General features: G+C 60.8%; 11 protein-coding genes. 6 read left to right on the forward strand and 5 right to left on the reverse strand.

The features are described from left to right. Nucleotides 1-62: 62 nt before the first annotated feature. Nucleotides 63-1,640 carry a DUF5928 domain-containing protein gene (locus FGE21_RS02800; protein WP_139661469.1) on the reverse strand — a complete coding sequence of 526 codons (1,578 nt, stop codon included), beginning with the start codon at nt 1,638-1,640 and terminating at the stop codon, nt 63-65. A gap of 137 nt (nt 1,641-1,777) precedes the next feature. Here FGE21_RS02800 and FGE21_RS02805 point away from each other — a divergent pair, with 137 nt between their 5' ends. Next, entirely contained in the window at nt 1,778-2,596 is an 819-nt protein-coding gene (locus FGE21_RS02805) for a sulfotransferase family protein (protein ID WP_139661471.1), read from the forward strand. A 190-nt stretch (nt 2,597-2,786) separates the two neighbouring features. Here FGE21_RS02805 and ilvD read toward each other — a convergent pair whose 3' ends face one another. Both ilvD and FGE21_RS02815 read right to left on the reverse strand, forming a co-directional pair. After that, on the reverse strand, nt 2,787-4,631 hold the full coding sequence (gene ilvD, locus FGE21_RS02810) for a dihydroxy-acid dehydratase (RefSeq protein WP_139661472.1): 1,845 nt from the start codon (nt 4,629-4,631) through the stop codon (nt 2,787-2,789). A gap of 124 nt (nt 4,632-4,755) precedes the next feature. Then, complete coding sequence (locus FGE21_RS02815) at nt 4,756-5,919, reverse strand: benzoate/H(+) symporter BenE family transporter (protein WP_139661474.1); 1,164 nt, start codon at nt 5,917-5,919, stop codon at nt 4,756-4,758. Nucleotides 5,920-6,070: 151 nt separating this feature from the next. Here FGE21_RS02815 and FGE21_RS02820 point away from each other — a divergent pair, with 151 nt between their 5' ends. The 3 genes from FGE21_RS02820 to smpB all read left to right on the forward strand — a co-directional run bounded on the left by FGE21_RS02820 (nt 6,071) and on the right by smpB (nt 8,067). Beyond that, nucleotides 6,071-6,619 carry a helix-turn-helix domain-containing protein gene (locus FGE21_RS02820; RefSeq protein WP_139661476.1) on the forward strand — a complete coding sequence of 183 codons (549 nt, stop codon included), beginning with the start codon at nt 6,071-6,073 and terminating at the stop codon, nt 6,617-6,619. Between the two features lie 15 nt (nt 6,620-6,634). After that, the gene (locus FGE21_RS02825; protein WP_139661478.1) at nt 6,635-7,495 is read left to right on the forward strand and encodes a DMT family transporter; all 861 of its coding nucleotides are present in this window, start codon (nt 6,635-6,637) and stop codon (nt 7,493-7,495) included. Nucleotides 7,496-7,590: 95 nt separating this feature from the next. After that, nucleotides 7,591-8,067, forward strand: a complete 477-nt coding sequence (gene smpB, locus FGE21_RS02830; protein ID WP_139661480.1) for an SsrA-binding protein SmpB — start codon at nt 7,591-7,593, stop codon at nt 8,065-8,067. A 130-nt stretch (nt 8,068-8,197) separates the two neighbouring features. On the opposite strand, the gene FGE21_RS02835 is transcribed toward smpB, so the two are convergent. Both FGE21_RS02835 and FGE21_RS02840 read right to left on the reverse strand, forming a co-directional pair. Continuing rightward, complete coding sequence (locus FGE21_RS02835) at nt 8,198-8,788, reverse strand: phospholipid-binding protein MlaC (RefSeq protein ID WP_139661481.1); 591 nt, start codon at nt 8,786-8,788, stop codon at nt 8,198-8,200. A gap of 2 nt (nt 8,789-8,790) precedes the next feature. Beyond that, entirely contained in the window at nt 8,791-9,552 is a 762-nt protein-coding gene (locus tag FGE21_RS02840; protein ID WP_139662042.1) for a VacJ family lipoprotein, read from the reverse strand. Between the two features lie 198 nt (nt 9,553-9,750). Between FGE21_RS02840 and FGE21_RS02845 the strand changes: the two genes are divergently transcribed. After that, complete coding sequence (locus FGE21_RS02845; RefSeq protein WP_139661483.1) at nt 9,751-11,568, forward strand: type I secretion system permease/ATPase; 1,818 nt, start codon at nt 9,751-9,753, stop codon at nt 11,566-11,568. Between the two features lie 53 nt (nt 11,569-11,621). Beyond that, nucleotides 11,622-12,890 (forward strand): HlyD family type I secretion periplasmic adaptor subunit, encoded by a 1,269-nt coding sequence (locus FGE21_RS02850; protein WP_370285442.1) that lies wholly within the window; start codon nt 11,622-11,624, stop codon nt 12,888-12,890. Nucleotides 12,891-12,921: the final 31 nt, after the last annotated feature.

The following is a 12,921-nucleotide window of genomic DNA, read 5'->3' on the forward strand; positions in this document are numbered from 1 at the left end:
GCGCTCGACATCAGCCGATATATTCAGGTGTCCCGCGCCGGATGCCTTGGTCGGAACCTGTGTCAGTCGGAAAACAGGTGACGCGCCCGCGCAATCTTGAGGGCGACGTCGGGAGCCACGTCGAGAAAGGCTGAAATCGCCTCGGCGTTCTCTTCGACCGGGGCCTGTTCCTGCACCACCCAGTGGCGGTCGAAGCCCGCATCGCGGATCTGGTCCACTTCGCTATTGATGTCATTGCGGATGGTGGGGAGCAGCCGCTCCAATGTTGCCGAGGGTGTCTGTTCGCCTGCAAGCCCCACCCGCAGTGCGTGACCAATCAGATAGTCGTCTGAAAAGCTGCAATCGATCCGCAAAATCCGCGTATGCGACCGATCAGAAAAGAAATCATGCATCAAATCAAGGGCGGCGGGATCCATACAGACGATCAACCGGTTCGTCCCGTAGTATTCAAACAACATGCGGGTCAATGCGCGCCGGTGGCGTGTGCGCTTTTCCAATGTCTGTTGGATGCCACCAAGATCCGGCAGCGGAGTAGCCTCTTCGTTGAACAGGTATTCGATTGCGGGAATATCGGTATGTTTGCGGATCTGCTGCAGCAGTCTTTTTGCCACGTGCCATTTCTTGCTGGTGACAATCAGCAGCTCGCGTTCGCGGCCGAGGCTGCTTTCGGTTTCCCAGAACCGGGGCGCAAAGCGTTTGCCGGTCCGGCCGCGCTCAGACAGGAATTTGAACAGGTTGCGCCCCTCGTTGGAGATCTTGAAGTCCACATCCCGCGCCGCATATAGCCGCCCGAGCCGAGACTTCAGGTCTTTGGCGTCGGGACTGATCTTGCGGGCGAACAGAAAATCCTGACTGAGCAGCAGGTCGTAGTGGTCATTGTAGAATGTGACCGGCATGCCGTAGTCGCTGAACATCAGGAACGTCAGGGTGCGGCATTCGATCTGATCTTCGGGGACCAAATGGCGGACCAGCGTCTGGAAAAAGGTTTCATCCGGAATCCAGGTGCTGGAAAAAAACCTCATGATATCGCCACGCCTGCGCGCCATCTCGAGGATTGCCTCTGCCGTATTTCGGCGCAGGCACCACCATTGGCTGCCGATCTGGATTTGAATATCGGCGGGGATCGCGCGTACCAAGCCCAGTTTCTTCTGCAAGTGATAGGAGAAATAAAACCGGCGCTTCTGTGTGCGCTCGTTGAAATAGTGGCGGTAGATCAGCCGGTCCTCTTTCATGCCGGTCTTGATCCAGTCGCTTTCGAAATAGTCGAAACTCTCGATGAAATCCTTGTCTTGCTGGTCGAGAAAGCTGCGGGCGTATTCTGCGGTCTTGATAGCCATGCAACTGCCGGACAGCATGTAGAAATGGGTGGCGCGCGGAAAATCCACGACGGCAGTCTGCAAGGTGTTGAGCGTGGCACGCACCAGAGACCATTCGCCCCAGCCACATTTCACCCTCTGTTTGGCAAAAGTGACATTGGGATTTCCGGCCAGGGCCGCGCGGATGGCGCGATAGTCATCACTTCTGGCACGTGCATCGAAATGGATTGCCATGCAGTCGCCGGTTGCCGTAAGACGCGTGGCTTGCTCGATGATCGCGTCGGGATCTTTATGGCAGAGCAATATGTAGGCGATCTTTGCCATGTCCGGGACGCAATTCCCTGTTTTTTCGGATTGTTTCCTTGATACTGGGGAACGGCACCTGAATAAACCAGATTGTTTTGCATTTGCTGTCAGAGCGGGCAAACTGGGCAAAAGAGTCGAGTAGGGGACATGAATTGATGGGATTTCCGGGCACCTGGATGACAGAGAGCCAAAGCGTGGTCTACCGTGTGGTGCCGAAATGCGCCTGCTCCACCATCGGCCAGATCATGTTCTATTCAGATCACGGCCGGTTCTTCGAGGGTGACATTCACGATTCCAGGGAAGGGTTGCACAAATGGGCGCAGGACGAGAGCAAGCCGCTGATCGAGGCAAATGTGCAGCGACACGGGTCCTATGCGTTCACCTGTGTGCGCAATCCCTACACGCGGATCCTCAGCTCTTTCTTTGACAAGATCTGCGGCATTCAGCGAAATGGCCGTCGCTATCGCGGGAATTTGGTGCCCCGGTTGACCTATGAATACGGCATTGATGTCGGTGGCGACGATGGGGCGCAGGAGTTTGACCAGATCAAGAGCTTTCGCCGGTTCTTGTTGTTCGCCCGTGACACCGTGCGGTTTCGGCGTCCGATGGATCCGGATATTCACTGGTCCGCGACCTCCGGGCATGTCTCGACCTTCATCACGAACGGAGGCCGCTATGACAAGGTTATCTGGACCGAGGCGTTCAACGACGGGATGCAGGAGGTGCTCGATGCGATTGAAACGCCCTATGCGGTCGATCTCGCGACGATTCCGCGTTTCAACGAGAGCGAAGGCCACGGCCCCAAACGGGCTCATCCGGTCGAGGAGTATTTTGACGACCTGTCAATGCACCTGGTCTACGAATTGTACAAACGCGATTTCGAGGTTTTCAAATACGATCCTGAAAATCCCGCAAACAAGATGCCAACCGGCGAAATCGACCTCGATGAAGTACATGCCAAGCTTGGGGAGTGAGGGACGTCGGGGAGGGGGGCGCTCCCGCCCGCACGGCGATCATCCAAGGTGATCTTGTCCGGTTGGGCGTGGCACCGGGCTGCGCCCGGTGCAGGGGCCGCCTGAGGAACGCTCTCGCGCCAATTCCACGCCGAGAGATTTCCTTGCGGGGGCGTCAGGCCGGGCGAGCGGCCTGAGCTATTCGTCTGCGTTATTCGTCTTCGGGCAGTTGCCGCACAGCTCCCTTGGCCGCGGATGTTGCCAGCATGGCATAGGCCTTGAGCGCAGTGGAGACCTTGCGCTTGCGCGGGGCGACCGGTTTCCATCCCTGCGCGTCCTGGGCCGCGCGACGGGTTGCGAGCACCTCGTCCGGCACCGCCAGGTGGATTGTACGATTGGGAATATCGATCTCGATCCTGTCGCCCTGTTCGACCAATCCGATGGTGCCGCCTTCGGCCGCCTCGGGCGAGACATGGCCGATCGACAGGCCCGACGTGCCGCCGGAGAAGCGCCCATCGGTGAGCAGGGCGCAGTCTTTGCCGAGCCCTTTGGATTTCAGGTAGGAGGTCGGGTAGAGCATTTCCTGCATACCCGGCCCGCCACGCGGGCCTTCATAGCGGATCACCACCACGTCGCCTGCGCTGACCTTGCCGGTCAGAATATCGTTCACCGCCTGATCCTGGCTTTCGCAGACATAGGCCGAGCCGGTGAATTGCAGGATCGACGCATCAACGCCCGCGGTCTTCACGATACACCCTTCCTGCGCGATATTGCCGAACAACACGGCAAGACCACCGTCCTGGCTGAAGGCGTGCTCTTTCGACCGGATCACGCCGCCCTTGCGGTCGGTGTCCAGATCCTTGAACCGATTGGACTGGCTGAAGGCCTGTGTGGTGCGGACACCGCCGGGTGCGGCCTTGAACAAAGACTCTGCCTCTGGATTATTGGCAATGGTGATGTCCCATTTGGCAATCGCCTCGGCCATCGTGCGGCTGTGCACGGTTCCGGTGTCGCCATGCAGCAGGCCCGCCCGATAGAGTTCGCCGAGAATGGAAAAGATCCCACCGGCACGATGCACGTCTTCCATATGGACGTTTTCGGTATTGGGCGCGACTTTGCACAGACACGGCACCTTGCGGCTCAGGCGGTCGATGTCCTGCATGCTGAAATCAACCTTGCCTTCATGCGCAATGGCAAGCAGGTGCAGAACGGTGTTGGTGGACCCCCCCATGGCGATGTCGAGGCTCATCGCGTTCTCGAAGGCCTCAAAAGAGGCGATGTCCCGGGGCAGCAGCCCTTTTTCTTCATCGGCATAATGACGTTTGGTGATCTCTACGATCTTGCGACCGGCTTCAAGAAACAGGTTCTTCCTGTCTGCGTGGGTGGCCAGGGTCGAGCCGTTTCCGGGCAGCGCCAGTCCCAGGGCTTCGGCGAGGCAGTTCATCGAATTCGCGGTGAACATACCTGAGCAGGAGCCGCAGGTCGGGCATGCGTTTTCCTCGATATGCTGCACCTGAGCGTCGGTCAGCGTCTCGCTGGCGGCGGCAACCATGGCGTCGACCAGATCGATCTTCTTGGCGTCCAGCTCCGCGATATCAATCTTGCCGGCCTCCATCGGGCCGCCGGACACGAAAATCACGGGAATGTTGAGGCGCATGGCAGCCATCATCATGCCGGGCGTGATCTTGTCGCAATTCGAGATACAGACCATGGCGTCGGCGCAATGGGCATTGACCATATATTCTACGCTGTCGGCGATGACTTCGCGCGAGGGCAGGGAATAGAGCATGCCATCGTGACCCATCGCGATGCCGTCATCCACCGCTATGGTGTTGAATTCCTTGGCGACACCGCCTGCTGCCTCGACCTCGCGGGCGACCATCTGGCCCAGATCCTTCAGGTGGACGTGACCTGGTACGAATTGCGTGAAAGAATTGACGATGGCGATGATCGGCTTGCCGAAATCGCTGTCGGTCATACCGGTTGCGCGCCAGAGGCCGCGTGCACCGGCCATGTTGCGCCCGTGGGTGGAGGTTCTTGATCGGTACATCGGCATATCGTCGTTCCCTTTTTGCCCACAGGGACACTATTCGCGCAACAAAGGCAACATGTCGGGGGCGCTTTCGGTTCGTATAGAACGATATGGTCCGATTCCCGCAGAGGTGCAACCGCACGCAGGTTCAGGCGGCCTTGCGGGCCATCACGTAAAACACGGCATATCCGATGATCAGGGCCCAAAAGGGCGCGCCAATTCCCCAGAACCCAACCCCGGACAGCGCGATCATGAAGGTCACGAGGCCGGATTCGCGGGTGTCGTCAGCCGCCAGAGCGCGGGACAGGCTGGTGGCGATGGTGCCCAAAAGCGCGAGCCCCGCAATCGCGGCGACCAAGGCAGGCGGGGCCAGCAAGAACACTCCGATGACCGCTGCGCCACCTAGCCCCACGAGGCAGTAGATCAGCCCGGCAATCACCGCGGCAAGATATCGGGTCCGAAGGTCTTCATCGGCTTCCGGCCCCGCACAGATCGCGGCGGTGATCGCGGCGAGGTTGAAACAATAGCCGCCAAAGGGCGCCAGCAGTACGGACGCAAGGCCAGTGACAATCAGGGCGAATGAGACCGGCGGCCTGTAGCCGGCGGCGCGCAATGTCACCACGCCGGGGATGTTCTGCGAACACATGGTCACCACATAAAGCGGCAGGCCGATGCCCAGCAGCACCGACCAGTTGAAGCTGGGCATGACAAAGACCGGAGCGGTGACCGAGATATCCAGCGCGTCGGGACTGGCGAATTGTCCGGACAGGGCCGTGATCGAAACCCCGACGAGCAACGTCACGGGGATCGTATAGCGCGGCATCATCAGCCTGCCGAGGAGATAGCTGAGGGCCATGGCTCCGACGAGGGCAGTGTCGCTGGCGAGGGCCTGAAAGGCGGCGAGGCCGAAGGGGAACAATACCCCTGCCAGCAACGCATTGGCCAGATGGTCCGGGATCAATCGGGCCAGGCGTTCGAACCATCCGGACGCCCCGGTCAGGGCAAGGAGGGCACCGCAGAACAGAAAGGCACCGATGGCGTCCGGCAAGGCAACCCCGTCAAGCCCCGTGGCCAGAAGCGCGGCGCCGGGAGTCGACCAGGCCGTCAGCACCGGCATCCGGCTGCCAAGGGACAGCACCAGCGTGGTGAGCCCCATGCCCAAGCCGAGTGCCATCATCCAGCTTGCCGCTTGTTCCTGTGTCGCATCGACGGCGGCAATGGCCTGAAAGATAATGGCGACGGAACTGGTATAGCCCACCAATACGACGATCAGCCCGGCGGTCAGATGCGAAGCTTTGAGGGCGCGTAACATGGGCTGGCCTTTCAGCAAGGGGGGACGTACTGTGTTTGTGCGCTATAGCGCTCAGATCACAATTGAGCGTTATAGCGCACAAACGGCAAGGGAAATGTTGCGACGAGATCGTTTCGCCCGGCCGCAGAGTGAGCGAACGGAGGATCGGCGCATGCGAGAAGACCTGATTGGGGCCAACCTTCGCCAGCTCCGCAAGGCTGCTGGCCTGAGCCTGAGCTCTGCGGCGGAGCTGACCGGCGTCAGCAAGGCAATGCTGGGCCAGATCGAGCGGGGCGAGTCCAGCCCGACCATCGCGACCCTGTGGAAGATCACGCGCGGGTTTCACCTTCCCCTGACCGCGTTGATCGAGGGCGCCTGTCCGGATGCGGGCCGTGGCGGAACGATCGAATTTCCGGGCAGCCTTTCCGTGACCCCGGTGTTTCCGTTCGATCCCACATTTCGCAGCGAGACGTTTCTGGTAGGCCTCGATGCGGGGCAGAGCCACGACAGCCGGGCCCATGATCAGGGCGTGATCGAGGAAATTCTGGTGCATCGTGGGGTTCTGGAACTCAGAACAGTGGATGAGTGGCAGAGCCTGTCACCTGGATCAGGCGTCCGGTTTCGGGCGGATCAACCTCACGGATACCGCGCCGGTTCCGAGGGCGCGGCTTTTTACAACACCCTGCATTATCCGGCGCCGCTGGCCCTGCAGAGCAATTGAAAGACGAAGCATTTCATGACTGATACTTTGCGAGGGAGCCTCCTGATGGGGCTCGCGATGGCCGCGTTTGCGGTTGAGGACATGATCATCAAGACGGTCGCAGAGGCGATGCCCACCGGGCAGGTCCTGATCCTCTTCGGCCTCGGTGGCATGGCGATATTCGGGGCAATGGCGCGTGCGCAAGGCAGCTCTCTCTGGCACCCGGGGTTCTGCACGCGCCCGCTGATCTGGCGCGCTGTGGCAGAGGTCTCCGGGCGGCTCTTCTTCACCCTTGCCATCGTGTTGGCGCCCCTGTCGCTGGCCTCGGCCATCCTGCAGGCAACGCCGCTGGTCGTGACAGCGGGGGCGGTCGTGTTCTTCGGCGCCCGGGTGGGGTGGCGGCGTTGGCTTGCCATCGGGATCGGCTTCGTCGGGGTTCTCATGATCCTGCGGCCGGGCATGAGCGGCTTTGAGGCGACCTCTCTCCTGGCTGTCGCTGGCATGCTCGGATTCGCGGGCCGTGATCTGGCAACCCGGGCGGCGCCCAGGACGATGACCAACGCGCAACTGGGGGTGTTCGGTTTCGCGATGCTGACGGTTGCGGGCATCATCGCGTTGTGCTGGACGGGCGGCGCAGTCTGGCCCACGGCGGCCCAGGCCATGGCACTGGGGGCCGCCGTCGCGGTCGGGGTTCTGGCCTATATGGCCCTGACGGGCGCAATGCGGCTGGGGGAGATCTCGGTCGTGGCGCCGTTCCGATACACCCGGTTGGTGTTCGCGATGGCGCTGGGCATTCTGGTCTTTGGCGAGCAACCTGACCTGATGACCCTGCTTGGATCGCTTGTGGTGGTGGGAAGCGGCATATTCACCCTGATCCGCAGCCGCAAACCCGAGTGAGGCAACCTCCGCCATTGCATAGACCGCAGAATCCGCAGGCTTTCGGTGTCAGGTGATCTTGCGCAGGACCGCTTGCCGCCTTACATCTGCGCCCCATGGCCCAAGCAAAGACAGACCCGAATTACAAAGTTATTGCCGAGAATCGCCGCGCGCGATTTGACTACGCGATCGAACGGGATCTCGAGTGCGGCATCATGCTTGAGGGGTCCGAGGTCAAATCCCTGCGGGCCGGGGGATCCAATATAGCGGAATCCTACGCGACTGTGGACAACGGCGAACTGTGGTTGGTGAATTCCTACATTGCACCCTATGAGCAGGCCAAGATGTTCAAGCATGAGGAACGTCGCCGCCGCAAGTTGCTGGTGTCGCGCAAGGAGCTGGCCGACCTGTGGAACGCGACGCAGCGCAAGGGCATGACGCTGGTGCCGCTGGTGCTCTACTTCAACCACCGGGGCCGGGCGAAACTCAAGATCGGTATCGCCAAGGGCAAGAAGAACCACGACAAGCGCGAGGCGCAGGCCAAGCGGGATTGGTCACGCCAGAAACAACGCCTGTTGAAGGACCATAGCTGACCCTTTGGGGGCCCAGTCGCGCGCTCCAGTCACAGGTTCCAGTCGATAGCATGCAAAAAGGCCCCTCGCGGAGCCTTTTGAGATGTGTCTAGATCAGAAACTCGACGCCGGGCCCCAGGGGGCGCGGCAATCAGCTGAGTTTCTTGAGATCCGCGATCATCTTGTCAATGTCGCCGCCATGGCCGTCGATCATGGCCCCGATTTCAGTGCGTTCGGTCAACAGAAGGTTCACACCCTCGATGAACATATTGAAAAAGAGATCCTGGCCGGAACGGTCGGACACATGGAAGGTCACTTCGAACGGAGACTGGCCGCGCAAATAGGCTATGCAGGAGACCTCGTACCACTTTTTGACCTTCTTGACGCTGGATACTTCGAGGCGGCCGCCAATGAATTCGCGAAAACGACTGCCATATTTGCGGGCAATATAGCCTTGGAAGGCATCCGAAAATGCGCGTTTCTGGCCATTGCTGGCGCGGCGTGCATCCACACCCATCGCATAGGCTGCGATATAGGACGTGTCACTGTAGCGCTGGAAAATGCGCTCGAACTCGCGATACATCGCCCCTTCGGATTTGCCCGAGGCGATGACGCCGTTGATGTCAACGACCAGGCGGTTGATCAGGTCTGAGGCCGAACTCTCGTTCAGAGCCAGGGCAGGTCCCGCAACCGCGGTGGTGCCAAGGGCGCTCAGGGTGGCCAGAAATGTACGGCGATGCATGGTTAGAACCCTCCGGTATCTAGTTCGAACGGATCGATTTCGGCGCTGGCGTCTTCCTGACCCAGACCGAAGCGGCGGTTTTGCAGATAGATCTGGCGGCTTTGGGCATAGCTGTCCGCGCTCTCGTAGAGAATCGAGTCGATGGTGTCGGAGTATGTGCCACGATTCCCGAGCTGATCCACGATCTTGGCGGGAATATCCAGATCTTCGGCGGGATTGTTCTCAAGCTGGCTGAGCGGGTTGGTGAAAAAATCGACAAATATGCCAACGGCGTCCCGTGTCGTGGAGGGGCCAAAGCCCGGAAGCTCGACATAGGCCCCCTCGCCAGCGCCCCAGATGTGCAGGGTCTCGCCAAAATCGGTGCGTGCCGGCGCCATCTTGAAATCCGTGGCAGGATCACCCAGACCGCCGATGCCGAAAATCGTATTCACGACAAAGCGGCCAAGTGCCTGGCCAGCGCCCTTGATATTTCCCTGCAGCAGGTAGTTCACCGCATCGCCCGGCTTGGAGAGGTTTTCAGCGAAATTGCCAAAAGCGGTCACCATATCCGGGGGCACAATCGTCACATAGCCCTTGGAGGCGGGGCGGAAGGCATAGCGGTCCAGACCTTTGTTGAACTGGTGGATGGACCGGTTTGTGGTCTCGTAGGGGTCGAAGATCTCGCCGTTGGCGCGGGCGACGGGATCCTGTGTGGCACAGGCCGACGTCAAAACTGTCGTCGAGAGCGCCACAATGAGTACGGGTTTTTTCAACACTTCAATCATGCCCACTATTTCCGGTTTCTCGCGGCGCTCATGGGCCGTTCCTAAACTACGTGTCACTTAACAACCTCTGGCCGTGATCCCAGACCAGTACCCGGCAAACCGCCGCTGTGTGGCAGATTTGGAACAGATACCCGTCACTCTTTTAAAACGAATTCGTGACCATATAAGGGGGTCCAGGGCAAGATCTACTAGGTAGGTATGAAAAAATCTTTTGAAAATGCTGGTCGGGACGAGCTTTTGTCCGCGCGGCGGCGCAGTCGCGGCCTTTACTGGGGGGTCGCTTTATTCAGTGCATTTGTAAATCTGCTGATGCTCACCGGGCCGCTCTACATGATGCAGGTCTATGACCGCGTGCTGGGCAGCCGCTCTGAGGCGACGCTGGTGGCGCTGTCTCTGCTGGTACTGTTTCTCTACGGGATGATGGGGCTGCTGGATGCCGTGCGCGGGCGTATCATGCGCAGAGTGGCGGCCAGATTTCAGGCAGATCTTGATCAAAGGGTGTTTGATGCCATGGTCCGCAGGGCCGCCGTATCCCGGGATGCCGAAGCGCAGACCGGTCTCAGCGATTTGGAAAGCGTGCAGAAGCTGATCGCCTCGCCGGTTGTGCTGGCAGCCTATGATCTGCCGTGGACGCCGGTCTTCTTGATGGGCATCGCCCTGTTTCACCCTTGGCTCGGTCTGTTGGCGGTGGGTGGCGGAACCGTGCTGATTTCGATTGCGGTTCTCAATCAGGTTCTGAGTGCGGCGCCGGGCAAGGCGGCAATGGTGAGCAGCCATCAGGCCATGCTGCAATCCGAGGAAATCCGCAACGAGGCCGAGATGATTCAGGCCATGGGCATGCGCGACTCGGCGTTCCGGCGCTGGCATCAGTCCAGGGACAAGGCGCTGACCGACACGGTGGCGGCGACGGATGTGACCGGGTCGTTCGGCACCCTCACCAAGACGCTGCGCCTGTTTTTGCAATCCGCGATGCTTGGACTTGGTGCCTATCTGACGCTGCAAGGCAAGGTCAGCCCCGGCGCAATGATCGCAGGCTCCATCCTGATGGGGCGTGCGCTGGCTCCGATAGAGATGGGGCTTGGTCAGTGGCCGCTGGTGCAGCGCGCCCGCAAAGGCTGGCTGAACCTTGAACAGCTGTTGGGCAAGACCCCGCCGGAGGCGCTGCGTACGGGTCTGCCGGTGCCGCGTGCGATTCTCGATGTCGAGTCTGTGGCGGCCACCGCTCCGGGCGAGAGCAGACCTCTTGTACGCAATCTCACGTTCCGGGTTGAGCCGGGCGAGGCGATCGGCGTGATCGGCCCGTCTGGGTCCGGGAAATCCACATTGGCCCGTGTCCTCACCGGTGCCTGGCGCCCAGCGGCGGGGACCGTGCGGCTCGATGGTGCTGCTCTGTCGCAATATGATCCATCGGTTCTGGGCACTCACATCGGCTATCTGCCGCAGCGGGTGCAGCTTTTTGATGGCACCATCGCCGAGAACATCGCCCGGCTTGCCGCCGAACCCGATGCGGCTCAGGTGGTTGACGCCGCGAAAAAGGCGGCCGCGCATGAGATGATCGTCCGGTTGCCGGATGGCTATGACACGGAGGTGAGATCAAGCGGCGGCCGTCTGTCCGGCGGGCAGATGCAGCGGATCGGTCTGGCCCGGGCTCTTTATGGGGACCCGGTGATCGTGATTTTGGATGAGCCGAACTCCAATCTCGACAATGACGGCTCGGTGGCGCTCAACAATGCGATCAAAGGACTGAAGGCTGCGGGGAAATCCGTTCTCATCATGGCGCACCGGCCGGCCGCCATTCAGGAATGCGACAAGCTGCTGGTGATCGATCAAGGCACTCAGGCGGCCTTCGGACCCAAGGATGAGGTGCTGCGAAAAATGGTCAGCAATCATCGCGACATCCGCCAACCTGCGCCACAGCCGGGCGCGCCCCGGACGGATCCGCCAGTTCAGCCCGGGAACGGCCAGAAGTTCACCGGAACAATCGGTAGTATCGGCAGAAAAGGCCCAAACCCATGATCCCCCCAAGCGCATCCCCAACGCCACATCCCGCGTGGTCGGTCCGCGGGGCGATGCTTGCGGGCGCCCTTGGTATCCTTGTGTTGTTGGGTGGTTTTGGTACCTGGTCCGTGTTCTCCTCCATTGCCGGGGCGGTTGTGGCATCCGGTCAGATCGAAGTAGACCGCAACCGTCAGGTGGTTCAGCATATCGATGGCGGCGTGGTTGCAGATATTCTGGTTGACGAAGGCGATCTGGTCGAGAAAGGCCAGACCCTGCTGCGGCTGGATGAGGCGGATCTGCGCTCTGAACTGACAATCACCGAAGGCCAGCTCTTTGAGATGATGGCCCGTCGTGGCCGTCTTGAGGCCGAGCGGGACGAGGCCGCCGCCATCGAATTCGACCCCCATCTGAGGGAGTTGGCCAAAGATCGCGCGGAGGTCGACGATCTGGTGCAGGGGCAGGAACGCCTGTTCCGCGCGCGCCGCGCATCCGTGCAGCGCGAAGTTGAGCAACTGGAAAAGCGCGCGGCACAGATCGAAGACCAGATTATTGGCGTGCTCGCCCAACAGGCGGCTACCCGCGAACAACTTCTGTTGATTGATCAGGAGCTGAGCAACCAACAGTCGCTGCTGGACCGTGGTCTGGCGCAGGCCTCCGTGGTGCTGAATCTGCGCCGCACCCGGGCCAATCTGCAGGGCACACTGGGGGAGCTGATCGCCAGCGAAGCGCAGGCCCGGGGCCGGATCACGGAATTGGAAATCGAAACGCTGAAACTGGGGACCCAGCGGCGCGAAGAGGCAATCACCCGGCTGCGGGACCTGCGCTATCAGGAGCTGGAACTGATGGAGACCCGGCGCTCGCTGCTGGACCGCCTGGATCGTCTGGAGATCACGGCGCCGGTGTCGGGTATCGTCTACGGCATGACCGTGCGCACGCCGCGGTCTGTGATCCGGCCCGCGGATCCCGTGTTGTTCCTGGTGCCACAGGACCGCCCGCTGGTGATCGCGGCCCGTGTCGCGCCGACGGATATCGACCAAATTCACGTCGGCCAGGCGGTGTCCATCCGCCTGCCCGCACTGGACCAGCGCCAGACACCGGAACTGTTCGGCTCCGTCACCCTGTTTTCCGCCGACGCCTTTCAGGATGAGGCCAGTGGCCAGTCCTACTACAGAGCAGAGATCAAGCTGGACCCGGGCGAAATGGAGCGGTTGCCGGCCGGGACGGTGCTGATCCCCGGCATGCCGGTGGAAAGCTATATCCGCACCGCTGACCGGTCCCCCTTGGCATATCTCGTGAAACCGCTCGCCGACTATTTCGTCAAGGCCTTCCGCGAGACCTGACGCTGTGCATCACCGGGCGGAAAGAGGGTGG

The sequence above is a fragment of the Phaeobacter sp. B1627 genome, from assembly GCF_006265095.1.
GTDB lineage: Bacteria > Pseudomonadota > Alphaproteobacteria > Rhodobacterales > Rhodobacteraceae > Epibacterium.

What these genes read in the sequence shown, in the direction of transcription:
- FGE21_RS02845 (WP_139661483.1), top strand. Translation starts at nt 9,751, where the DNA reads ATGAAAAAATCTTTTGAAAATGCTGGTCGGGACGAGCTTTTGTCCGCG.
- FGE21_RS02805 (WP_139661471.1), top strand. Translation starts at nt 1,778, where the DNA reads ATGGGATTTCCGGGCACCTGGATGACAGAGAGCCAAAGCGTGGTCTAC.
- FGE21_RS02835 (WP_139661481.1), bottom strand. Translation starts at nt 8,788, where the DNA reads ATGCATCGCCGTACATTTCTGGCCACCCTGAGCGCCCTTGGCACCACC.
- smpB (WP_139661480.1), top strand. Translation starts at nt 7,591, where the DNA reads ATGGCCCAAGCAAAGACAGACCCGAATTACAAAGTTATTGCCGAGAAT.
- FGE21_RS02800 (WP_139661469.1), bottom strand. Translation starts at nt 1,640, where the DNA reads ATGGCAAAGATCGCCTACATATTGCTCTGCCATAAAGATCCCGACGCG.
- FGE21_RS02850 (WP_370285442.1), top strand. Translation starts at nt 11,622, where the DNA reads ATGCTTGCGGGCGCCCTTGGTATCCTTGTGTTGTTGGGTGGTTTTGGT.
- FGE21_RS02820 (WP_139661476.1), top strand. Translation starts at nt 6,071, where the DNA reads ATGCGAGAAGACCTGATTGGGGCCAACCTTCGCCAGCTCCGCAAGGCT.
- ilvD (WP_139661472.1), bottom strand. Translation starts at nt 4,631, where the DNA reads ATGCCGATGTACCGATCAAGAACCTCCACCCACGGGCGCAACATGGCC.
- FGE21_RS02825 (WP_139661478.1), top strand. Translation starts at nt 6,635, where the DNA reads ATGACTGATACTTTGCGAGGGAGCCTCCTGATGGGGCTCGCGATGGCC.
- FGE21_RS02815 (WP_139661474.1), bottom strand. Translation starts at nt 5,919, where the DNA reads ATGTTACGCGCCCTCAAAGCTTCGCATCTGACCGCCGGGCTGATCGTC.
- FGE21_RS02840 (WP_139662042.1), bottom strand. Translation starts at nt 9,552, where the DNA reads ATGATTGAAGTGTTGAAAAAACCCGTACTCATTGTGGCGCTCTCGACG.